The 22,155-nt window shown below is 67.5% G+C and carries 19 protein-coding genes and 1 pseudogene; 5 read left to right on the plus strand and 15 right to left on the minus strand.

The window, feature by feature from the left end:
* A partial coding sequence (locus tag D0D37_RS40280; protein ID WP_425267020.1) for a DUF6923 family protein occupies positions 1–836 on the minus strand: 836 nt, incomplete at its 3' end.
* Positions 837–839: 3 nt separating this feature from the next.
* Complete coding sequence (locus tag D0D37_RS40285) at positions 840–1,601, minus strand: bestrophin-like domain (protein ID WP_116205828.1); 762 nt, start codon at positions 1,599–1,601, stop codon at positions 840–842.
* Positions 1,602–2,125: 524 nt separating this feature from the next.
* On the opposite strand from D0D37_RS40285, the gene D0D37_RS40290 reads away from it, so the two are divergent.
* The 3 genes from D0D37_RS40290 to D0D37_RS40295 all read left to right on the plus strand — a co-directional run bounded on the left by D0D37_RS40290 (position 2,126) and on the right by D0D37_RS40295 (position 5,847).
* Positions 2,126–3,169, plus strand: coding sequence for a family 2 encapsulin nanocompartment cargo protein polyprenyl transferase (locus D0D37_RS40290; RefSeq protein ID WP_116205829.1), 1,044 nt, complete (start codon positions 2,126–2,128; stop codon positions 3,167–3,169).
* 707 nt (positions 3,170–3,876) lie between these two features.
* A complete protein-coding gene (locus tag D0D37_RS46990; RefSeq protein ID WP_162834716.1) occupies positions 3,877–4,227 on the plus strand; it encodes a hypothetical protein in 351 nt (116 codons plus the stop codon).
* A 474-nt stretch (positions 4,228–4,701) separates the two neighbouring features.
* Complete coding sequence (locus D0D37_RS40295; protein ID WP_162834717.1) at positions 4,702–5,847, plus strand: MFS transporter; 1,146 nt, start codon at positions 4,702–4,704, stop codon at positions 5,845–5,847.
* Positions 5,848–5,872: 25 nt separating this feature from the next.
* On the opposite strand, the gene D0D37_RS40300 is transcribed toward D0D37_RS40295, so the two are convergent.
* From D0D37_RS40300 to D0D37_RS40325, 6 genes are all read right to left on the minus strand, one after another.
* Positions 5,873–7,003 (minus strand): CapA family protein, encoded by a 1,131-nt coding sequence (locus D0D37_RS40300; protein WP_425267021.1) that lies wholly within the window; start codon positions 7,001–7,003, stop codon positions 5,873–5,875.
* Positions 7,004–7,082: 79 nt separating this feature from the next.
* The gene (locus D0D37_RS40305; RefSeq protein WP_116205831.1) at positions 7,083–8,402 is read right to left on the minus strand and encodes a DNA polymerase IV; all 1,320 of its coding nucleotides are present in this window, start codon (positions 8,400–8,402) and stop codon (positions 7,083–7,085) included.
* 1 nt (position 8,403) lies between these two features.
* The gene (locus tag D0D37_RS40310; protein ID WP_116205832.1) at positions 8,404–8,709 is read right to left on the minus strand and encodes a winged helix-turn-helix domain-containing protein; all 306 of its coding nucleotides are present in this window, start codon (positions 8,707–8,709) and stop codon (positions 8,404–8,406) included.
* Positions 8,702–9,349, minus strand: coding sequence for a hypothetical protein (locus tag D0D37_RS40315; protein ID WP_116205833.1), 648 nt, complete (start codon positions 9,347–9,349; stop codon positions 8,702–8,704). The genes D0D37_RS40310 and D0D37_RS40315 overlap by 8 nt, the downstream gene beginning before the upstream one ends.
* A gap of 54 nt (positions 9,350–9,403) precedes the next feature.
* On the minus strand, positions 9,404–10,138 hold the full coding sequence (locus D0D37_RS40320) for an ABC transporter permease (protein ID WP_116205834.1): 735 nt from the start codon (positions 10,136–10,138) through the stop codon (positions 9,404–9,406).
* Entirely contained in the window at positions 10,135–11,037 is a 903-nt protein-coding gene (locus D0D37_RS40325) for an ABC transporter ATP-binding protein (RefSeq protein WP_116205835.1), read from the minus strand. The genes D0D37_RS40320 and D0D37_RS40325 overlap by 4 nt, the downstream gene beginning before the upstream one ends.
* Before the next feature lie 284 nt (positions 11,038–11,321).
* Here D0D37_RS40325 and D0D37_RS40330 point away from each other — a divergent pair, with 284 nt between their 5' ends.
* A complete protein-coding gene (locus D0D37_RS40330) occupies positions 11,322–12,488 on the plus strand; it encodes a macrolide family glycosyltransferase (RefSeq protein ID WP_116205836.1) in 1,167 nt (388 codons plus the stop codon).
* A 49-nt stretch (positions 12,489–12,537) separates the two neighbouring features.
* Here D0D37_RS40330 and D0D37_RS40335 read toward each other — a convergent pair whose 3' ends face one another.
* From D0D37_RS40335 to D0D37_RS40350, 4 genes are read right to left on the minus strand one after another with little or no spacing between them, the layout of a single operon-like run.
* Positions 12,538–14,265 carry an aminotransferase class V-fold PLP-dependent enzyme gene (locus tag D0D37_RS40335; protein WP_116205837.1) on the minus strand — a complete coding sequence of 576 codons (1,728 nt, stop codon included), beginning with the start codon at positions 14,263–14,265 and terminating at the stop codon, positions 12,538–12,540.
* Positions 14,262–15,029 carry an amino acid ABC transporter ATP-binding protein gene (locus D0D37_RS40340; protein WP_116205838.1) on the minus strand — a complete coding sequence of 256 codons (768 nt, stop codon included), beginning with the start codon at positions 15,027–15,029 and terminating at the stop codon, positions 14,262–14,264. Before D0D37_RS40340 ends, D0D37_RS40335 begins: the two co-directional genes overlap by 4 nt.
* Entirely contained in the window at positions 15,022–15,915 is an 894-nt protein-coding gene (locus D0D37_RS40345; protein ID WP_116205839.1) for an amino acid ABC transporter permease, read from the minus strand. The genes D0D37_RS40340 and D0D37_RS40345 overlap by 8 nt, the downstream gene beginning before the upstream one ends.
* A complete protein-coding gene (locus D0D37_RS40350) occupies positions 15,902–16,849 on the minus strand; it encodes an ABC transporter substrate-binding protein (protein WP_116205840.1) in 948 nt (315 codons plus the stop codon). Before D0D37_RS40350 ends, D0D37_RS40345 begins: the two co-directional genes overlap by 14 nt.
* A 99-nt stretch (positions 16,850–16,948) precedes the next feature.
* Between D0D37_RS40350 and D0D37_RS40355 the strand changes: the two genes are divergently transcribed.
* Complete coding sequence (locus D0D37_RS40355; RefSeq protein WP_116205841.1) at positions 16,949–17,335, plus strand: pyridoxamine 5'-phosphate oxidase family protein; 387 nt, start codon at positions 16,949–16,951, stop codon at positions 17,333–17,335.
* 463 nt (positions 17,336–17,798) lie between these two features.
* Here D0D37_RS40355 and D0D37_RS40360 read toward each other — a convergent pair whose 3' ends face one another.
* From D0D37_RS40360 to D0D37_RS40370, 3 genes and pseudogenes are all read right to left on the minus strand, one after another.
* Positions 17,799–18,998 (minus strand): GTPase, encoded by a 1,200-nt coding sequence (locus tag D0D37_RS40360; RefSeq protein ID WP_162834718.1) that lies wholly within the window; start codon positions 18,996–18,998, stop codon positions 17,799–17,801.
* Positions 18,999–19,703: 705 nt separating this feature from the next.
* Positions 19,704–21,476, minus strand: coding sequence for a dynamin family protein (locus D0D37_RS40365; protein ID WP_162834719.1), 1,773 nt, complete (start codon positions 21,474–21,476; stop codon positions 19,704–19,706).
* Positions 21,477–21,573: 97 nt separating this feature from the next.
* A pseudogene (locus D0D37_RS40370) lies at positions 21,574–22,155 on the minus strand (IniB N-terminal domain-containing protein); the annotation flags it as partial.

Below are 22,155 nucleotides of genomic sequence, written 5' to 3' on the forward strand. Positions count from 1 at the left end.
GGCGGAGGCGGCTCGGCCAAACATCCGGCACCGTCGGAAAGCACCAGCGGCGGCCCCGTACTCACCTCGACCGCGAACCCACCGTCCATCCGGTACGTGACGCTCCGCCCGTCGATCCAGTTCGCCGTCGCGTAGAGCTTGTGGTCCGGCCCGAACACGACCGAACCGTAAGTCGCCTCCGGAAACCGCTCCCCCGGCACCTTCGCGACCTGTCCGCTCACCGGATTCACCGTGACCACCGCGCCTTCGCCGGTAGACGAAACCCCGTACAGCAAGCCGTCTTCCGGGTTGTACGCGAAGTCGTCGACGCCCGAGGCGAGCCACCACGGATGCAGCAGCACCGGCCCGGCCGCGGTGAGATAGCCGGGGCTGCGCGGGTCAACGTCCACTGTGTACAGACTGGTTGCCCGCTTCACGTACCAGGAATTGCCGGACATCGCCCCGGCCGTCGCGCCGGTCACCCAGCTCCAGACGCCGTGGTGAGTGTCGCGGCCGACCGGGCCGAGGTCGGTCAACTCGCCGTCGGAGTCGATCCGCACCGCGTGCCAGCCGTCGTGAAAACGGCCGTCGGCGACGCCATACGTCACATTCTGCGCCGCGGAATACGCGATGGCATTCAGCGCGAGAGGGCTGTGGTGCAACAGATGCCGCGCGCCGGAGGGCAACGTCAACCGCACGATGTCGGACGACCACCCGTCGCGGCTTTCGACCTGCAGCACCCGGCAGGACGTCGCGGCCGCGCGCTGCCGGGCCGGAGCCAGCCAACCGGACGCCACCAGCAGCCCGGCGACCGCGGCCGCGGCGGCCACCACAGTCAGGTACCGGGAACCTCGCACCGGTCAGCCGAGCCGCGAAATTGCCGAGGTGAACGCGTCGGGGTGCACGTTCGCGCCTCCGCCATAAGGGTTCTGCAGCTGAAAAATCGCATACAGCAGCAGGACGATCGTGCCGGCCAGCGTCGACACGATCACCAGGTGCGCGGCCATCCGCGTGCCGCCGAAGAGGTTCGGCAGCAGGATCGAGATCACGCTCCCGAGGATGAGCGCGAACCACATGACCGAGCCGATGCCGTCGGTTTCCGCGCCGGTGAGCCGGGTCTGCCGGGCCTGATAAACCTGCCAAAGCTGAGCGGCGGCGTCCTTCTTGCGGTCGTTCGTCCAGTCGTCGCTCGCCTGCGCGTTGGCGACCACGCGGCGCATCTGGTCGAGCTGGGTCCAGCCGGTGTCGGGGATCGGTCCGTCGTCGATGAGCCGGGGCCACTCCTGCTTCGACACCGTCGTCGCATACGCGATGGCGAGATGCCGAACCTGCTCGCCGGTGTCGCCGGGCAGCGCCTGAGCCGACCAGGTCGCGGCGACCAGGCCTTCCGCCTCGGTGTAGGAACCCTCGCGCGTGGCCGTGACGGCGTCGAAGAGCGAAATCAGCACGAAGACGACCAGCACCGCGTACAGCCCGCCGACGATGGTGAACACCTGGCCCGCGGCGTCGTTGTTGTCGCGGCGGCCCTCGTCCCAGCCGAAACGCCGGACGAGATAGCCGATCACCGCGGCGACGATCGCCCCGCCGACGACCCAGAACACCCCGGTCACGTAGACGTTCATCAGGTTCCTTTCGCGCGGGCAAATACGCTGGCCGACGCTATCCAGCCGATTCCGGAACGGACAACGGCGGAACGCGCGATTCAGCCGGGTGGCCCTCCGGACCCCGCGCGGTTCGCCGGATCGGAGCAGTGGCCCGATACTCGTTCCCCCGATTGCTCTTTCTTGGCAAGGGAAACGACTCGAGTACCAGTCGCGCGTACCCGACCGGGTTACGGCAGCAGACCCACCGTGACGCGCCCCTGGTTGTCGACCTGACAACAGCACCGGCAATGTCCGAAAAGGAGCTTCGGCAAACAGGTGAAAGTGACTCCGGCTACCCGATCGAGTGATTGTCGGGTTGAGCTGCCTTGCTATGTTGATCCGCGGCGCCGCTTTTTTCTTCGCATTCCTTGTCCACTCCCGGAAAAACGTTGTCTCTCTGTGTTTCCGGGCGTTTCGACGTTAGGTGGTTCCGCAGTGACCGTCACCGACCCCGTCGCACTGTCCACTTTGGCCGCCGCGCCGTGCGGGGAAGCGGAGGAGCGATGACGACAGTCGACGCACGAACCGGGGCTCGTTCCGTAGCCGAGGTGCTGGACTGGAGCCGGAGCCGGTGGGAGCCAGCGATGCGGGAGGCGGTCGACCGGCTGCCCGTGTCGATGCGCCGGATCGCCGGCTACCACCTCGGCTGGTGGGACGAGACGGGAACGGCGACGACCGCGTCGAGCGGCAAAGCCCTGCGCCCGGCGCTGGTGCTGCTGTGCGCGGAAGCCTGCGGCGGAGACCCGGAGGACGCGATCCCCGCGGCGGTGGCCGTCGAACTGGCCCACAACTTCTCGCTGCTGCACGACGACGTCATGGACGGCGACCGCACACGACGGCACCGTCCCACCGCATGGACGGTATTCGGCACCGGACAAGCCGTGCTGGCCGGAGATTCCCTGCTCGCGCTGGCCTTCGACGTCCTGTCCGCGGACGGCCCAGCCGCCGCACGCTTGCTGAGCACTGCGGTGCTGGACCTGCTGCACGGCCAGCACGAGGACCTGGCGTTCGAACAGCGAACGAACGTCGAAGTGGCGGAATGCGTCCGAATGGCCCAAGGCAAAACGGCAGCCCTGCTGAGCGCGGCCTGCACCCTCGGCGTGCTGGTAGTCGGCGGCCGCGGCGAACACGTCGAACGCTTCAGCCGCTTCGGCCGATCGCTAGGCCTGGCCTTCCAACACGTCGACGACCTCCTCGGTATCTGGGGCGACCCAGCAGTCACCGGAAAGCCGGTTTACTCAGACCTGCGCAGCCGCAAGAAATCCCTCCCCGTGGTCGCGGCTCTCACGTCAGGCACGTCAGCCGGACAGGAACTGGCAATGCTGTACCGGCAGCCGCTGCCGGACGACTGCCTCGCGAAAGCCGCGGCCCTGATCGACGAAGCCGGTGGCCGCTCCTGGAGCCACGCCCAAGCAGACGAACTGCTCACCGACGCGCTGACCGCCCTCACCGCCGCCCACCCAGCCGCCCGCGCGACGGCCGAACTGACCGCGATCGCCCAGCTCATCACCCGCCGGACCACTGACTTGGACGATCGCCCTGGGTGAACGCCCGACCAGGACGGACGCCCGTCCCGGGGCAACCGCCGGGGGCGGCGACCTGGAGATCCGCCCGAGGACAACCGCACCAGCCAGCGGATTGGCAGCCCAGCCCTTCGACGGGTTCGGGTGCCATCAGCGGGCAGCAGACGGAGATCTGGCCGCGGGTCGGGTCGCACCGTCGATGCCGCCTATCGGAGTGCACCCACGCGGACCCAGGCGCACGCCGGCCGGAGGAGGACGCGGCCACAGCTTTCAGAGCCGCGAACCCTGCAACCAGGAACTCTCACGTGGCGCATGCCCTTGACTGACGGTAGTCCCCAAGATCCGGAAAATTCCAGCCATACCGCAGCCGTCAAGCATTCGCAATATTCCAACCAGTCCAACGGTCACTAGATCATCGGAAGCAGCGAACCGCGACATCCGGGCAGACCATTACTGCTTTCGCAGGCATAGACATCGTTCATGGGCGTCAAGGCAAAGTCCGTGAAGATCAAGATCCGGAAAGTGGACAACCGCACATCCACGTCCAAGATCTCGGCCATCACCCGCTGTATGCGATGCCAGCGTCGGAGCCTAGTTAACGGTGCACCACCGACGAATTGATAACTGCAGCAATATTCGACGGTGATTAGACGACACTTGAATCCGAGCACTACAAGACGATTATCCGACACTGCACTACGTGTGACTTTTCACCGGATGAACCGCTTTTGATGATAATCGGCGATCAGCACTTTGAACTGACCGAAGAAATCGGTAATCGACATGATCTCCTGAGCATCAAACGCTACCTCGACGGCAGGCACACGTCAACGGATATCGCAGCCAAAGCCGGGGTCGCCCGAGAATCTGTCGAAAGCATTTCTGGCGCAGAATTTGTCAAGAAGATCGAAGATGCCTGCCGAATGCGGGGCCAGCAGATTGGCTTCCACCACATTTTCACCGGAATAACAGAGGGCAGCTTGCGCCCCGAGGTCTTGCTCGGGCTAGTTCTCGAGACATACCACTACATCAACTGGGAATACCGTCGGCGCATCTCCAGACGGCGCACCCTCTGGTCGTAACCATCTCACCGATCAATAACTTGTGTAAAATAGCGCGCCAAGACACTCTTTCGCATATCGCTTCGACATCTCTATTCGAAGCCCGCTCCGAGGATTACGAACAGGCCGCCGCAGACCTCCGAGACGCCGCAGAACGCTGCGGATTCCCTGTCGAGTCAGCAGAACCCTTAATCACCCACATGCGCCTGGATGCCGAAGCGGGCCATGCCGGCCTCCTCGCGGAAGCAGTCGAAATTATCGGAGATTTTCCCGCGGAACGCGCCCATCAAGTCGTGAACAACGTACTGACATAAAGCACTCCCTTGACCAATTCCACGACCAGATCGTCGAATTCTATTCCGCTCCATCGAATCATAATCCCCGACTTAAGATGGATTACTTTCTCCGGTAAAGCGGTGCGACTCGCGCGGGCGGGCTCGCACGCACCCCGGTCCCGCCTTCCAATTAATGGCCCGACTGCGGTATGGTTCGCTTATGGCCGCTCTCGAGTCGCGTAGCATTGCCGGACTCATGCTCGCTTCCATGGCGTCGCAATCTCTCATGGTTGTTCTGGCACCAGCAATGGTTCGCATAGCCGAATCGTTCCACGCGTCAGTGGGCACAGTGAGCCAAGCTCGCGCGGTAGCGGCCGTCGCGGCAGTTGTCTCGTCTTTCTGGCTCAGCCCCCGGTTGAGCAGGATCGGAGTACGGCGAGCAATTCAAACAGGCGGCCTGCTCTCGCTTGCCGCTTGCCTCGTCGTAGGACTTTCCTCGTCGTTGTGGATTTTCTGGCTAGCACATCTCATCGTCGGTTTGGCGGTGTCGTTTCTTCTTTCCGCCTCGTTCTCGGGCGCCGCTGCCGCCGAGTCGCCCGTTCGAACACTCGGCCTTGTGGCAGCAGCAAACTCGCTGGCCTGGGTAGCGATCAACCCTCTGTCCGGACTGTTCGCCCAGACGCTCAGTTGGCGGTTTTCCTTCTTGCTGCCAGCAGGATTTGCCCTGACCGCCATGTGGTGCGCACGATACGCACCCCGGACCAAGCCCCAAAGCCAGAGCGAAAGATCAACAGTATGGCAGCTGCTGGCCGCGAAGCCAGCTCGAATGTGGATTCTCGCCGAACTGGCCGCCTACACTGCCTGGACGGCCACCATGACTTTCGTCGGCCCGCTTTTGATCCAGCAAGGTCACCTGTCGGAAACCCTCGCAGGCGTCTGCCTGGGTCTCGGCGCCGGCATGTTCTTCATCATCTCCAGCCGCGTCAAGAACCTTCTCTCCAGAACGAGCGCGAAAGCAGCCATCATCACTTCCTCCGCAGGCATGTCGATAACGGGAGGAGCGCTCTTTTTGCTCCCTCTTCCCGCCGCACTGCTAGCCGTTCTGTTTTGCGTCATGTCGGCGTTCTGCGGAGTTCGCACGCCAGTCGCCAGCTTTATCGGCACACAGGTGGAACCCACTCGAACAGACGCGATGATGACCGCGAGGACCGCTATTACTCAAACCGGGTACCTCTTGGGAGCCGCGCTTGGAGGGGCGCTGCTGACCTGGTCCGGATTCGACGCGCTCGGCATACTGGTGATGGCTGGCACCATCACCGGCGGCCTGGTGTTGTTCTTGAAAGCACCCGTGCCGTCGGCCGCCTGAAGCTGCGGAATCGCGCCCAGAACCGTCACCGCCCCGGGCGGCTCAGCCCCTCATCCCCAGCACCTCGAGAAAGCACCACCTCATCGGTATTTGCGAGCGCTTCCTTCCCCCGCTGGGTCGGCGGCGCGGTCGTAAGGTCCCGCAACCGGATAGGCGGCCCGAGGTCGATCAACGTCGGCACGTACTCGGCCTTGTCCACCGCCCAATGCCCGCCAGCCCGGCTGAACCGGAACCGAGCCGCGACCCCCTCCTCAGTGGAGCCACGCGGTTCATCATGCCGAGCGACCTCGTTGCCCAGCCCGAACGCCACCCACTTGCCGCCGACCTTCTGGAACGGCTGCACCACGTGCGCGTGATGCCCGATGATCAGGTCCAGATCCGGCGACGCAGTCAGCTTCTGCGCCAACTGTTTCTGCTCAGCAGTCACGTCATGCTGATACTCGACACCCCAATGCAGGCTGGCGATCACGACCTCCGCCCCCGCCGCCTTCGCCTCGCGTGCCGCGGAGAGGATCTCGTCAGGGTCGATTTCGTTGGCCAGCCACGGTTTCCCGGCCGGCCGCTTGATCCCGTTGAACCCGAACGCGTACGAAAGCTGCGCGACCTTGACCCCGTGCACGTCCAGGATCAGCGGTTTCTCCGCCTCCCCGGCCGAACGCGCGGAGCCAGTGTGCTTCAGCCCGGTCTGGTCGAGCTTGTCCAACGTCCGCTGAACGCCCGCCGCGCCCTGGTCGAGCGTGTGGTTCGACGCGGTGGAACAGGTGTCGTATCCGGTGTCCTTCAACGCGTCCGCGATCTCCGGCGGCGCGCTGAACGACGGATACCCGCTGTACGGCCCGCCTTCCGGCGCGAGCGGCGTTTCGAGATGGCAGATCCCCAGATCCGCGCCCGACACGAGCGGTTTGACCCCGGCGAACAGCTGTCGGTAGTCGATCTTCCCGCCGCCGTCCGCCTCGGCCTGCTCGGTGAGCCGCGGGTGGATCAGCACGTCCCCGGTCGCCACGACGGTGAACGAGTCCGGCGAAGCGGCCGCCGACGACGAAATCCCCGTCGAAGGCGTTCCGTTCCGTTGCGGGGCGGCTTCGCTCCCACACGCCGTCAGCATCAGCGCGACCCCGGCGAGGGCGGCGGCCCGGCGCATGTTCGTCATGATCATCCCCTTTGCCCGACTGCCCGGCACATCCTTCCTTATCACTCTTGTGGGTTAACACCCCGGTCGTGACCAGGCGAAATGCTCAGGCTAGGCAGTCGGCGGGCTGTCCGCGAGTCAGCGCCGGGTCGGTCTGGTCGAACGTCCGCGCGACGCCCGGGCCGGACGTGCGCGTCTCGAAGCGCACCGTCACCCGGCCGTGCCCCGCGCCCTGGACCCAGCCGGTGCCGTGCTCGGCGTGCACCACGTCGTCGCCCGGACGCCACCCCGACGACGACACCGGCGCGCTTCCGCCCGGCGACGGCGCCGAAGTGACCACCGGCTCCTCTGCCACCGCAGGCACGGCCAAGCTGAACAACGCGTCCTGATGCGGCACCGAAAGCCCGCTGAACGCAACCCCCGCCAGCCGCACGCCGCCGAACTCCTGCGGGTCGAGCAGCAGTCTTTCTGCAGTAGCCGCAAGCTGTTCGAGGTCATCGGTCGGCGACGCGGCAGTCTCGGAGCGGGTCACCGTGCTCATGTCCGTATGCCGCAGCTTGATCACCACCGTGCGCGCGACGCGACCCGCCTTCACCAGCCGAGCGTGCGCGCCAGCCGCGATTTTCCTTACCTCCGCTCGCAATCGAACAAGGTCGACCACGTCGACGTCGAACGTCGTCTCCGCGCTCACCTGCTTGGCTTCGCCCCGCTCGGCCACCGGTCGGTCGTCGAACCCGCTCGCCAGCCGGCGCAGATCGCGGCCGACCACGCCGCCGAGCGTCGACACCGCGTCCGGTTCCGGCAACGCCGCCAGTTCGCCCAAAGTAAGAATGCCGATCGTGCGCAGTTTCGCTTCCGCCACCGGCCCGATCCCCCACAACGCGCGCACCGGCAGCGGATCCAGGAACTCGCGTTCGGTTCCCGGCGGCACGACGAGCAAACCGTCCGGCTTCGCGCGGTCCGAACCGATTTTCGCGACCTGCTTGCCAGTCCCCGCCCCGATCGACGCGGTCAATCCCGTCTCCGAACGGATCCGAGCGCGCAGATTCTCGGCCCACTCGGTCACCTGCTCCACCGACGCACCGGCCAGCGCAGGCGGTTCGGCGAACGCCTCGTCGAGCGAGATCCGTTCCAGCACCGGCGCGACCTCGCCGACGACGTCGAAGACTTGCTTGCTCAGGATCTCGTACAGCCGAAACCGCGGCGGCAGCACCACGCCACCGGCCGGAAGCAGCCGTCGTGCCTGCGACATCGGCATCGCCGAACGCACGCCGTACTCGCGGGATTCGTAACTCGCGCCAGCGACGACGCCGCGATGTCCAGTGCCGCCGACCACCACCGCGCGCCCGCGCAGCGTCGGCCGGGTGAGCTGTTCGGCGGAGGCGTAGAACGCGTCGAGGTCCAAGTGCACGACCCAGCGAGACATGTCAGGTTCCAGCGTCCAGGAGCCGTTGCAACGCCTTGGTGTAGCTCTCGAACGCGGCCCGCCCCTTGCTCGTGAGCCGCACCAGCGTGACCGGCGTGCGGTGTTCGTAAGCCTTGGTGATTTCGACGTACTCGGCGTCCTCGAGTTTGCGCAAGTGCGTCGAGAGATTGCCCGCGGTCATCTCCAGCAACTGCTGCAGCCGGGGGAAGGTGATCTGGTCGGCGGGACGCAGCCCGGCGAGCGCGACCGTGACGCGCAGCCGCGCCTGGGCGTGGATGACGGGATCGAGCTCCGGCAGCTCAGTCACGGGGCCGCACCACGTAGACCAGCGCCGCGACGGCGAATCCGCCGCCGCCGGCGAGCGAGAGGACGAGGAAGTTGCCCGGCACGCCGACCAGGACACTCGCCCCGCTGCACACGATGATCCAGCCTCCGAGGAAGTACTGCCGCAGGTCCTGCCAGAGCATCCCGCCCGCCAGGTAGAGCGTGCCGGTGAGCAACAGGGACGTGCCCGACCACAGCAGCGGCACCAGATCCGAGCCTTCGGGAAGGAGCTTGGTGATCCGGATGTCGATCAGGCACATCGCCGCGAACGCGATCCCCCACGACCAGCCGTACATCGCGCCGATCCGCCGCGACGGGCCGCGGATCCCCCGGCTGGGTTTGCTGCCGTGCCAAGCCGAGTAGAAGATCGCGCCCATCATGAGCACGGCGACGACGATCCCCGCGCCCCAGCCGGGAAGCAGCGCCGCCGACCGGTCGTCGGAGAGGTAGACGAGCCCCCAGCCGACGAGCCAGGTGAACGCCCAGACGCCGAACAGACGCGCCGGGCTGACTCGCAGCTCCCGGCGCGTCCGCTCGTGCTGAAGGGCGATGAGTTCGAGCGACTCCGCCGCGGACAGCGGCTCGCCCTCGTCCTCGACGGGGTCCCCCGCGTCGTCGTTCACCCCGGACCGCCCTTCCCCCGTACTGACCCCACATGCAGCACGGAAGCTAACACGTCACGCGACCTTCACCGGGCCCAGCCGGAACCGCCGCACCACCACGAGCGCGGGCACGACCAGCCACGCCGCCAGCACGCCGACCGCCAGGCCGAGCCCGCCGGCGTGATCCACCGGGAGCGTGCCGACGCGGCCGAGCCAGTACGTAGGGAAGAAGTGCGCGAGCGTGGACATCCATTCCGGCAGGAACGCGAGCGGCATCCACAGTCCGCCGAAGACGCCGAGCGGAAGCATCAACGCACCGGTCATCGCACCGACCGTGTCGCCCTTGCCGAACAACCCGAGCAGCAGCCCGAGCACCGCGAACGGCAGCGCGCCCAGCCACAACGAGACGCCGCTGAGCAGCCACTGGGTCGCGGTCAGCTGCACTCCGCGCAGCGCACCGGCTACGAAGATCACCAGAACCACGGGCAACGCCATCGCCATCGAAGACGCGATCTTCACCGCGAGGTAGCCAGGTCCGCGCATCGGTGTGAGCCGCAGTTGCCGCTGCCAGCCGTCGGTGCGCTCGGTCGCGACGCGGGTGCCGGTGAACAACGCGCCGCTCATCGCGCCGTACGCGCCCATGTTGATCATCGTCGTGACGCTCGCCCTGATGCCGTTCGCGCCGATCTGGTCCCCGAACAGTCCGCCGAACAGCAGGAACATGCCGAGCGGAACCACGATGGTGAACAGCGCGAACTGCGGGCTGCGGACGATGCGCAGGATCTCCAGCCGGAGGTAGACGAGGTTCATCGGAGCGCTCCCTGCGGCTCGTCGGAGGTGAGGGCGAGGAACGCTTCCTCGAGCCCGGCGGAGGTGATCTCGATCGAGCTGGCCTGCGGGAATCCCGTGAGCAACGCCCGGATCGCCAGGTCGGAGTCGGTACAGCCCAGTTCCGCACGATCGCCCTGAACGCGTGCGCTGGCGACCCCGGCCAGCGCGGCCAGGGCTTCCTCGCGGGCGCCCTGTACGACTGCCCTGATCACTCGCCCGGACACATTCGCGCGCACCTCGTCGACCGCCCCGTCCGCGACGACCTTCCCGTGCCGCATCAACACCACGCGGTCCGCGAAGTCCTCCGCCTCGGCGAGGTAGTGCGTCGCGAAGAGAACCGTCCGCCCGGCCGCGGTGAACTCGTGCATCGAAGCCCAGAACTCGCGCCGGGCATCGACGTCCAGCGCCGCCGTCGGCTCGTCGAGGATCAGCAGCTCGGGATCGCCAGTGAGCGCGAGGGCGTACCGAACCCGCTGAAGCTGCCCGCCGGACAACTTGCCGCACCGCCGCTTCGCGAACTCCCCGATGCCAGCCCGTTCGTAAACCTCCTTGGCCGACAACGGGTTCCGGAACATCGACCGATGCAACTCGACCAACTCGGCCGGTGTGACGTCCCGCAAGAGGAACCCGTTCTGCACCATCGCCGCGAGCCGCCCGGAGTCGAGCGCCGCCCGAGGCGCAGCGCCGAACACCTGCACGCTCCCCTCGTCCGGCGAGGTGAGCCCGAGCAGCATGTCGATGGTGGTCGACTTGCCCGCGCCGTTCGGCCCCAGCAGCGCGACGACCTCGCCACGCCGCACCGCCACCGACACGCCGTCGACCGCGCGGACCTGCTTGAACTGCTTCACCAGGCCGGTCAGCCTGAACGCTTCTGTCATCTCGTCCCCCAGTGCTTCGCTGTCCTGAACTTTGTAACACAAAGTAGGTTGCGACGGAAAGTGGTGGGCGATGCGGAGTTGTTCATCGCGACAAGTCCGTGCCGGCTGTGCCCGGCAAATCCGGTTGCTCCCCGCAACCGCCCGCACTACCGTCCCGGTCCATGACGATCTTCGCCCGCTGCCGCCTGTCCTGATCCCGGCATGACTTCCGGGCCGCCCGCCACCGGGCGGCCCCCGCTTCGCGTGCCGGACCGCATCTCGTCCGGAAAGGACACTTTCGCCTTATGGGCAAGCACATCGTCGTGGTCGGCTGTTCCGCGCCCAGCCACGTTTACCCCTCGCTCGGGATCATCCGCGAACTGGTGCGCCGCGGCCACCGGGTCAGCTACGTCGTGGGCGAACCGCTCGCCGAACTGGTCACAGCGACCGGCGCGGACGTCGTCGCGCATCCCACGATCTTCCCGCTCGGCCCGGACGCGGAATGGCCCGAGGACCCGGCCGACGCGATGCGCGTCTTCCTCGACGAGGCCATCGCGATCCACCCGCGGCTGGTCGAAACCTTCGACCAGGACCGCCCGGACCTGCTGCTTTACGACATCGGCGGCCTCGGAGCCCCTCTGCTCGGCCTTCGCTACGACGTACCGGCGGTCCAGCTCTCCCCCACCTACGTCGCCTGGGACGGCTACGAGGAAGAACTCGTCGACGTCCTCAAGCCGATCCGCACCTCACCGGCCGGCATCGACTACAACCGGGCATTCACCGAGTGGCTGGCGGAAAACGGCGTCGCCGAAGACGCCTGGACGTGGCTCGCCCGTCCGGTGCCGATCCTGTCACTGATCCCGCGCGCCATGCAGCCGAACGCCGACCGCGTGCCGGAGGACCGCGTCCAGTTCGTCGGCCCCTGCCTCGATCCGGCGCGCGCCGCCGAGCACTGGACTCCGCCGTCCGACGGGAAACCCGTGCTGCTCGTGTCGTTCGGCACCGCGTACAACGACCAACTGGACGTCTACCGGCACTGCATCACCGAATTCGAGGACTGGCACGTCGTGCTCTCGATCGGCAAGCACGTCTCGAAGGACGACCTAGGCCCGCTGCCAGAGTCGGCCGAGGTGCACGAAACGGTGCCACAGCTGGCGATTCTCGACGTCGCGTCAGCCTTCATCACGCACGCGGGCATGGGCGGCTGCACGGAATCCCTGTGGTACGGCGTCCCGACGGTCGCCATCCCGCAGGCCGTCGACCAATTCGGCAACGCCGCGCAACTGGAGGCGTTGGGGGTAGGCAAGCATCTCCCCGCGGACCAGGTGACCGCCAAGTCCCTCCGCGAAGCCGTCGATACGGTCAGCAGTTCGCCGGACGTCGCCGCGCGGTTGGCCGAGCTGCGCGCGGAAATCCGGGCCAACGGCGGAATCACCGCGGCTGCGGACGCGGTGGAGAAGTTCCTGAAGTAAGCACGCACGGACCGCCCGGGCTCGGCAGCACCAAGCCCGGGCAGTTCGGCTATCCGGCCCGAATCTCGTTGAGATAGTTGTAAATCGTGTACCGAGTCACCTCAAGCTGCCCGGCCAGGTGATCCACCGCATCCTTGATCAGGAAGTACCCGGCCTCGTCCAGCTCTCGGACCACCGCCGATTTGTGCCGCTTCTTCATCAGCTCCACCGGAATCCCGGACTTCCCGATCGCGCGCCCGACGAGGAACCGCTGCAAGCTGTCGACGTCCGGCAAGAACGTCTCCTCCCTACGTTCCTCCGACGTCTGCGCCGCGGCAGGCAGTTCGCTGTTCACGCACAGACACCCGATCGCCGTGCCCTCGGTGTCCCGCAGAAACAACGTGGACGACCGGATCTCGCGGCCGTCCGGACTGTGCGTGCGGTAGTTGGTCAGATCCTGCGTCGTGCCGCGCCGGACGAGCCCGAGCAGCAGATCCGTCATCGGCCCGCCGACCGAGCGGCCGGTGAGCCTGCCCGCGATCGCGACGATCGAATCCGGCAGCCGCGACAGGTCGTGCAGCAACACCTCGTTGCCCGGCCCGAGCATCGCCGCCAGCCCGTCCACGGCCGGGATCAACGCGGTCAGCAGCTCGTGCGTCGCCGTGCCCGAAGCCGACGCGACCGGCACGACCCGGCGAGGCCGCACGAGCGTTTCCAACGCATCCCGCACCACATCGGCGGCTGCGGCCGGGGTCGACGCGTGCGGCGACAATCGGACATGTTCCGGACGCACCGTCGCCGCGATCCCCGCCGCCGTCAACGCCGCCCCGACCTGCTCCGCCGGCTTGTCCACGAATGAAAACGCGAGAATCCCGGCCCGCCGTTCAGTCGCCGACACGATCTCCGCGCCGAACGAACGCAGCACGTCCTCCAACTCGCCGACGCGTTCGTCGATCCGGCCCGAGATCGCCGCGACGCCGGTCTCCTCGACCAGTTCGAGCGCCGCCGCGAACGCGCCGGACGTGACCGGGCTGAGGTTCGAGATCGACCAGCTCGCCGCGGTCGGGTCGGCCGGGTGGATCTCGTTGTCGAACAGGCCGGGGTCGCGCGCGCCGGTCCAGCCGGACAGGATCGGGTCCATTCGCGCGAGCGCCCGGTCGGACAGCACCGCGAACCCGGTGCCCCAGCCCGCGCGCAGCCACTTCTGCCCGCCGACGACGAGCACGTCGGCGACCTCCCACGGCGCGTCGACGACCCCGAAGCCCTGGATCCCGTCGACCACCAGCAGCCGATCGCCCGCCACCTCGCGCAACGCCGCGAGATCGGCCCGGTAGCCAGTGCGGAAGTCGACCGCGCTCACCGAAACGACAGCGGTTTCCGCCGTGAGCGCTTCCGCGAGACGGTCGGCGGTGACGTAACCGCCTTCCAGCCGCCGCATCCGTACTCTTCCGGCCTGCTCGGCGCGCGCCCACGGGTACGTGTTGGCCGGGAACTCCGCGGCCGACACGAGCACTTCGCCGTGGCTGTTGAACGCCGCCTGGAACAGGCCGAGGCTGGTGTGCGGGAGCAGCACCGTGTGGTCGGTGTCGCTGCCGCACAGCCGCGCGGCCGCTGCTTTCGCCCGGATCTCCTGCCGCATCAACTCGTCCACAGTGGACGGACCGGCCTTGGTCGTCGCCTCGAGCAGCCGCGCGGTGGTGTCGAGCACTGCGTGCGACGGAGGCCCGAACCGCGCGAAGTCCAGGTAGCCGGCGGGCTCGTCGAACTGGAGCAGGTACCGGGGCGGGATGCGGGTCACGAGAGGACCCGCGCGAGGAACTGCCGCGTCCGCTCGTGTTCCGGAGCCTTCAGCACGCGCTCCGGCGGCCCGGTTTCGACCACCGCGCCGTCGGCGAGGAACACCACCTCGTCGGCGGCCTCCGCGGCGAAGGCCATCTCGTGCGTCACGACCACCATCGTCATCCCCTCCCGAGCCAACGTACCCATCACCGCGAGCACCTCCCCTACCAACTCCGGGTCCAGCGCGGACGTCGGCTCGTCGAACAGCATGAGCTTCGGCTTCATCGCCAGCGACCGCGCGATCGCGACGCGCTGCTGCTGCCCGCCGGACAGTTGCCCTGGGTAAGCACCCGCTCGGTCCGCGAGCCCGACCCGGTCGAGCAGGTCCAGCGCCTCTTTCCGAGCCCGCGCCGCGTCGACGCCGAGCACCCGCACCGGCCCCTCGACCACGTTCTCCAGCGCCGTCCGGTGCCCGAACAGGTTGAACCGCTGGAAAACCATGCCGATGTCCCGGCGCTGCCGTGCGACGTCCTTCTCCCGCAGCTCGTACAGCTTGCCGCCGCGCAGTGTGAACCCGATCGGCTCGCCGTCCACCCAGACCTGGCCGCCGTCGATCGTCTCGAGATGGTTGAGGCAGCGCAGAAAAGTGCTCTTGCCCGCCCCGGACGGCCCGAGCAGGCACACCACCTGTCCTTTGTGGACCTCCAGATCGATGCCCTTGAGCACTTCGGTGTGCCCGTAGTTCTTGCGAACCCCGACAGCTTTCAGCAGCGGCTCAGACACGCGCCCCCCTCACCAACGGCATCCCCTTGAGCGCCTTCCCGATCCGCGCCGCCGCGTTCCGGTCAGCTGCCCCGAACGATCGTTCAAGGTAGTGCTGGCCGATGCCCGCCACCGTCACCACGACCATGTACCAGATCGCCGCCGCGATCAGCGTCTCCATCACCAGCAGGTTGTTGGACGAGATGTTGTTGGCCGCGTGGATCAGCTCGGTCACGCCGATCACCGACGCCATCGACGTGCCCTTGAGCATGTTGATGAAGTCGTTGCCGGTCGGCGGGATGATCACGCGCATCGCCTGCGGCAGCACGACCCGGCGCAGCGTCGCGCCAGGCGTCATGCCGATGGATTTCGCCGCCTCGGTCTGGCCGGGGTCGACGCTGGTCAGTCCGGCGCGGACGATCTCCGCCATGTACGCGCTCTCGTTCAGCGCCAGTCCGAGCAGCGCCGCGGTGAACGCGCTGATCAGCACGTTCGTCGGCTCGTGGACGAGGTAACCGCCGAAGGGCAGCGGGATCGAGACGGTCGGGAAGATCAGGGCCAGGTTGTACCAAATCAGGATCTGCAGCAGCACCGGAAGCCCGCGGAACAGCCAGATGTAGGCCGCCGCGAACCATTTCGCGACCGGGTTCGCGCTGAGCCGCAGCAACGCGATCAGGATGCCGAGCACGATCGCGATCGCCTGCGCGATCACCGCCAGCACGACGGTGTTGAGCAGCCCGAGCGCCATCACGCGGTAAAACACGAAGTCGGGTACCGAACCCCACTCGATCTGCGCCTGCGCGAGCGCGAAACCCAGCAGCACCAGCAGCGCGACGATCACCGCCGCGCTGACCCAGCGACCCCAATGCCGCAGCCGGACGATCGGCAGCGGTTCAGCTTCCGCCATTGACGGCCGCCTCCTTGACCGCGCCCTGCTCGACGCCCCAGGACTGCAGGATCTTGCCGTACGTCCCATCGGCGACGAGCGACTGCAACGCCTGCTTGACCGCGTCGCGCAGCTTCGTGTTGCTCTTGGCGAACCCCATCCCGTACGGCCCGCCCTCGATCGGCTGGCCGGGCACGACCTCGAAGAACTTGCCGTCGCCCGCGGTGCGCGAGATGTAGACCGCGCTGGGCAGGTCGTTGAGGATCGCCGCGACGCGACCGGTGCGCAGCTGGTTTTGGTTCTGGTTGTCGCTGTCGGTCGCGGTGACCGTGATCGCCGGCTTGCCCGCCTGCGTGCATTTCGCGCTCTGCGCGGTGGCGAACTTCTGGTGACTGGTGCCCTGTACGACCGCCACGTTCTTGCCGCACAACGTGTCCGGCCCGGTGATGCCGTCCGGGTTGCCCTTGCGGATCATGATCGTGATGCCGGACGAGAAGTAGTCCACGAAGTCGATCTGCTTCTGCCGTTCCTTGGTGTCGTTCATCGCCGCCATGGTGAGATCGACCCGGCCGGACTGCAGGCTCGTGATCAGCGAACCGAACGCGAGATCCTGGTACGCGACGGTCACCCCGAGCTTCGCCCCGACCGCCTTCGCCAGATCGACCTCGTAGCCGATCGGCGTCTTGCCGTCCGCGGCGTAGAAGTTGTTCGGTGCCGACTGGATATTGGACGCCAGCCGCAGCGTCTTGGCCTGCGCCACCGCCGGCGGCAATGCCCCGGCGAGCTGCGGGTCGGCCTTGATCGCGCCGAGCAACGCGGTGTTGTCCGGAACAGCGCTCGGCTTCTGTTGTTGCCCGCCGCCGGCCCCGTCAGGACCACCTCCACAGGCGGTAGCGAACGCGAGCAAGCCGCCCAGCAGTACGGCCTGCCAGGCACGGGGACGAAGCGACGACATGCGGAACCTCCAGGACGTCGTTGGTTCCGCGGGACGCTACAACTGGTTGTTAAAGAGGTCAACAAGCGGTTGAAGTTCTGTCTCGTCTAGCGTGCGAACATGACACTCGACGAGGGCTTCCGCCAGTTCTGGACCGAACGGCGGCTCGCGTCGCTCACGACGGTGCGCCCGAACGGAACGCCGCACGTGGTAGCGGTAGGCGTGACGGTCGACTTCGAACAGGGCCTCGCCCGCGTGATCGCCTCCGGGACCTCGTACAAGGCCCGCCTCATCCGCGCCGCCGGCGACACCGGACTGGCCGCCGCCGTGTGCCAGTTCGAAGACCGGACCTGGTCCACGTTGGAGGGCAGGATCCGCTTGCTCGACGACGCCGCTTCCGTCCGCGACGCCGAAGAGCGCTACGCCCAGCGGTACCGGCAGCCGCGGGAGAACCCGCAGCGAGTGGTTTTGGAACTCACCATCGGACGGGTGCTGGGCAACGCCTGAGGCTCCCGTTCCTGGCGAACCCTTCCAGGGCGATCGCCCTAGCCGATCGCCCTGGTCAACCGCCCTAGCCGACCGCCCCGGCCAGTCGCCCCAGCCGTTCGCTGTGGCCGACCATCCCGATCGGTCGCCCCGGTCGACTGCCCTGGTCGACTGCCCTGGTCGCGAGTCCCGGTCAGTCGTCCCAGCCATTCGCCTCGGTCGACTGCCCCCACTGATCTCCTGGCGACTGGCCCCCGCCAGCGGCAAGCGCTAGCCATCTCGGTCAATCGCCCTGGTCAATCGCCCTGGCCGACCGTCCCGGTCGATCGCCCTGATCGTCAACCCAGGTCAGCCGTCCTGCTATCCGCACCAGTCAGTCGCCCTGGTCAAACGCCCCAGCCAACCGTCCGACCTGATGCCTAGGCGCAGTCACCCCAGCCATCAGCCACGCGCCCCGGGCAACCGCACGGGACGACTGCCCCGGTCAAACGAACTGCGCCAGCAATCCTTCCGCACTGCGCACCACAACCTGCGCCGCCGCCCGCTCCGCCAGCGCCCGGTCCGGCCGTTCCGCCTCGTGCCGCCACCGCATCACCGCGTCAAGACCGGCTTCGTACATCTCGCGCGGGTCCGTGCCGACCGCAAGTCCCAGCCGCTCCTCCGGTGCCGTCCCCTCCGCGCCCAGCAACCGCACGGCTTCCTCCGCCGACTCCCCCGCCAACGCCGTACGCCCGCCGCGAATGTCCGCGATCAGCCGCAACTCGCGGAAGTCGTGCGCACCGGCTGAAAACCGCTCAACCCGCGCCGCAAGCCGATCGCTGTGCGGCCGAGGCTCCGCGTTCAACACGGTCTCCAACCGAATCAACGCCGTCCGCGCGCGCAACGCGTCCGCGCGCGCGGCGAAACAACCAGCAATAGTGTCGCGAAGCTCGCCAAGACCGCTGCGCCGCACCAGTTCCGTCGATAGCTTCACCCGGTCGTCACATCCCGTGCGGATCAACGTCAGCGCGAGCTTCACCCCGAACAATCCGAAGCGCACCATCAACGACCGTCGCGTCTCGACCGACACCGGCCCCGGAAACGCCGGATCAGTAAAGGAATCCACCGACAGCAGATACCGCTCCAGCTCCTCGCGAGGCACAGCCGCGAAGGCCGCGAGAAGCTCGAACTCGTCATCAGTGAACGCGCGCGCCCCGTACGCAAGCTGCGCCGCCACCGCGATCACGCCTTGGAAACCGCTGCACAGCGGATCTTCGCGCCACGCGCGCCGCGCAATCTGCTTCGCGGTAAGCAGTGCGTCAATCCGCCCCGCGCCCGTCTCGTCCGCGCGCGCAAGCACAAGGATCGTGTCAACGGCCGTCTGCCGCGCGAACGCTGAAGGTGTTGTCGGACGCAGTGTCGCCAACTGATCAGGCTCGAGGTGGCGAAGCAGCTGTACGGACGCGTCAGTGAGCGTCGACGGATGCGTCGCATCGAGAAACTCCAGATCGCGCAACGCCCGCGTCGGCCACTCCCCCAACGCCGCGGTCAACGTGGACTTCCCCGTCCCCGCAGCTCCGCCGATGCTCACCCGAAGCGGCTCGTCGAGATGATCGAGCGCTTCCCTCAGCAACGCCGAAGCCCTCGGACTGTCGCGGTAGTACGCACAAGCATCCGCCAGCAGCGCCCGAACGTCCTCGACCACGCGCGACACCACTCCTCACTCGACTCACACCACCCGGCACAGCCCCGCATATCCTCGACTACCCGGCGATGCTCCGCTCACCGGATACCGAATCCGCCCGTGACCGCGCCAGCCGACAGCTCCTGAAACACCCTCAACCGTCAGAAACGCCGCATCACTCGCAACTGAGCTATGCAGTCACATCTCCCGAGTCAGCTCCATCGCCCAAAACTTGCCCCGCTTCCCGAACCGCCTTCGCCGCAGCAAAACGCCTCAACCCATCAGGCCATCTCACTCTCACGATGTGGAAACCACTCCGAAACACCCCAACGTTCAGAAGTCGCCGCACATAGCCAGCGCCGAACGCTCAGCTCCCTCGACCAGTCCCGCAGGAAGAAGCCAGCTTCGCCAAAGGACGCCCACCCGCAAGTCGCGCAGGAATCTTCTCGGCTGCCCGACTTGCATGGATAGCTGACAGACCGCCGCGCACACCACCCGAGCACACCGGGAGGTCACGAGGGAAGCTCCTTAGGCAACCGAGCCAGCATCCTCGAAACCGCACCCCGAGAAGCCGCCTTGCACTACCGGGCAACCGCGCCGAGTTGGCTGAGCCGAGGTAACGCAATCACCTCCCTGGGCACCCGCTTAGCCAGGATCCCCAAGCCCCGCCTGCAAAAGCCACGAGCACTACCCGAGCAGGCCGCGCTCAACCATCCGAGGCTGAGGTCACGCAGGCAACTCCTTGGGCGTCCGATTAGCCAACATCCCCAACTCCCCCGCCCGCTTGTGCAACCCGGCGAGCCGGTCGATCTCCCGCCGCAGCGCCGCACTGCGCCGCTCCCGCTCGGCCGACCCGGCGATGATCATCTCGCGTTCTCGCGTCAGCTCGTCGGCAAGCCCGTCCGCAAGCTCAGTGAAGTGGTCCCGCAACCGTCGCTGCACATGGCGGATCGCGTCGCGGCATTCCTTGCTGAACCGCAGGAACACGTCGTCGACGTGCCGTTGCGCGGTCATCTTGGCCACCGCTTGGCGACGTTGCAGCCGCATCCCGCCCTCGTCGCTGATCGTCTTCGCCGCGAACGCGACGCCCGCGCCGATCGACACCGGGTTGATCAACGGCAACCCCGCCAACCCGGTCACCAGACCGAACATCAGCACGCCGCCGTACGAACCACGCAATCCGGTGAACGCCTTCTGCCCGATCTTGAACCGCTCGATCCGCGGCTGCCGCACCTCGGCGATCTGGTCCACGCCGTAGTCGGTCAAGGCCAGTTCCGGCAGGTCGTACTGCGCGCCGAAGCTCACCGCCACAGCTTGCGCGATCCACTCCGCGCGCTCCGCCGCGAACGTATAGGTCGTCTCGACCGCCTCGGCAAGCGTGCTGTCCAGCCACGGCCCGAACTCGTCCCACACCTTCACCGGGTCCCCGCGGTCGAAGGTCTCGTCGATCGTTTCGACGATCTTGCGGGTGCGTTCACGCAGGTCATACTCCGCGTCGGACTGCAGGTCCGCGATCTCGTCCGACAGCAGGTTCTGCCAGCGACTGTTGCGCCGGCGCAACTCGTCGGCGCGACGTTGGGAGCGTTGCAGCAACGTCGTCTGGTCGACGCCTGCTTCCTGCCCGGCTGCCTCGGCTCGCGCCCGCAACGTCTCGACCAGCTCGGCCGCCGCCGCGCGCACGCTCACCGCGGCGAGCAATGCGGCCGTGCTCTCCGCCGGCCGCGAAACCTGCGTCGCGATCCAGGAAAGCAGCTCCGGGAACCCGGACCGCGCGTTGAGGTCTTGATCGCCGCCCTTGGCCGCGGCGAAACGAACTGTCGCCGACACCGGCAGCACCGGCGAGTCGATCCCGGCCGAGGACAACGCGGTCCGGTTCTGTTCGGCAACGGTCCGCCACCCGGCGCTGACATCGATCTTGGTCAGCGCGATGACCACGTGCGGACACCACGTCCGGATGTGATGTGCCAGCGCCAGCTCGGCCTGATCGAGCGGAGCGGCAGCGTCGGAAACGAGAATGACCGCGTCAGCGTCCGCGAGAACGTCAAGAGCCGCAGCCGTGCGAGGCGACCTCGGGTCACCGATCGCCGGAGTGTCGATGAGCACCAGACCCGCGGACAGCAAATCGCGCGGGACGCCGACCTCGACCCGCCTCAGCGACCCAGCTGGCCGGGCACCGACCTCGCCGGTCAGCTTCTCGATCTCGACCGGAATGCGTTCGTCGGCGCGTCCGACGAGTGTCGCGCCGGGCTCGGCCGCGTAACTGACTTCGATCGGCACTGCGGGAGTCGTCGCGTCGCCGACCGGGCAGACCGGCGCGTTGAGGACCGCGTTGACCAAGTAGCCCTTGCCCTGCTTGGGGAATCCGAGCACAGCAACGCGCGTGCCCCCCGGCGGCCGGTCCTGACGCCGGCGAAGGCGTTGCGCCAGGTCTTCGCGGCCGTGCGTCCGGCAGGCGTCCGAGGTCTCGGCGAGCACTTCGAGCCAAGCTGGAGCCGTCACGGCGAACCAGTGTCCCCCGTGTACGCGGAGTATCCGAACCGGGTGGTGGCTCCGCGGTCGCACCCAGACCGCGGAGCCACTCCCGAATTACCCTTGCTCAGAGGGAAATGTGCAGCTCACCGCCGCCGTGCGAGCTCACCGCACCGGCGTGCAGGTCAAGGCCGAGGCCCTGGTGCCCGAGGTCGGAGACCGTCGAGACGGTGTCGTGCACCATGCCGACGCCAGCGTCGGTGCCGGTGTGCGTTTCGGTGGCAGCGTCGGAACGCTCGGCGTCACCGTGGGAGATGAGCGAGTGCGCCTGCTGGGTCACGCCGTTCACCGCGTGGTTCAGGCCATCGGCGCTGAGCGTGTTGCTCAGGCTGCCGACGTTGTCGGTGACAGTTCCGACAGCGTCGCTGACGTGCCCGGCAACCCCGCCGCCGGCCTCGGTCGCGTGGTCGGCGACCTGTCCGGCGGAGTTCGCGACCGGGAGGTCGCCGACGTTGACCGGCGAAGCGGCCGCGAGCTCGCCGCCGACATGCTGCACCTGCGAGACGGCACCGTCAGCCGCGGTGGCGGCCTGCCCGGTCGCCTGCGCGACGGCGCTGGAGTCCAGCCCGCTGGCCAGGTCGTTGCCCAGGGCGAGTGCACTGGTCGGGTTCTGCACCAGCGCGGTGACCGACGCGGCAGCGTTCTGCAC

Origin of the sequence: Amycolatopsis circi, from assembly GCF_003385235.1 — a bacterium.
GTDB classification, from domain to species: Bacteria; Actinomycetota; Actinomycetes; order Mycobacteriales; family Pseudonocardiaceae; genus Amycolatopsis; species Amycolatopsis circi.

Coding starts and splice junctions, on each gene's coding strand:
- D0D37_RS40290 (WP_116205829.1), top strand. CDS start 2,126: ATGACGACAGTCGACGCACGAACCGGGGCTCGTTCCGTAGCCGAGGTG.
- D0D37_RS40300 (WP_425267021.1), bottom strand. CDS start 7,003: ATGATCATGACGAACATGCGCCGGGCCGCCGCCCTCGCCGGGGTCGCG.
- D0D37_RS40345 (WP_116205839.1), bottom strand. CDS start 15,915: ATGGCGGAAGCTGAACCGCTGCCGATCGTCCGGCTGCGGCATTGGGGT.
- D0D37_RS40355 (WP_116205841.1), top strand. CDS start 16,949: ATGACACTCGACGAGGGCTTCCGCCAGTTCTGGACCGAACGGCGGCTC.
- D0D37_RS46990 (WP_162834716.1), top strand. CDS start 3,877: ATGATAATCGGCGATCAGCACTTTGAACTGACCGAAGAAATCGGTAAT.
- D0D37_RS40295 (WP_162834717.1), top strand. CDS start 4,702: ATGGCCGCTCTCGAGTCGCGTAGCATTGCCGGACTCATGCTCGCTTCC.
- D0D37_RS40285 (WP_116205828.1), bottom strand. CDS start 1,601: ATGAACGTCTACGTGACCGGGGTGTTCTGGGTCGTCGGCGGGGCGATC.
- D0D37_RS40325 (WP_116205835.1), bottom strand. CDS start 11,037: ATGACAGAAGCGTTCAGGCTGACCGGCCTGGTGAAGCAGTTCAAGCAG.
- D0D37_RS40330 (WP_116205836.1), top strand. CDS start 11,322: ATGGGCAAGCACATCGTCGTGGTCGGCTGTTCCGCGCCCAGCCACGTT.
- D0D37_RS40305 (WP_116205831.1), bottom strand. CDS start 8,402: ATGTCTCGCTGGGTCGTGCACTTGGACCTCGACGCGTTCTACGCCTCC.
- D0D37_RS40320 (WP_116205834.1), bottom strand. CDS start 10,138: ATGAACCTCGTCTACCTCCGGCTGGAGATCCTGCGCATCGTCCGCAGC.
- D0D37_RS40350 (WP_116205840.1), bottom strand. CDS start 16,849: ATGTCGTCGCTTCGTCCCCGTGCCTGGCAGGCCGTACTGCTGGGCGGC.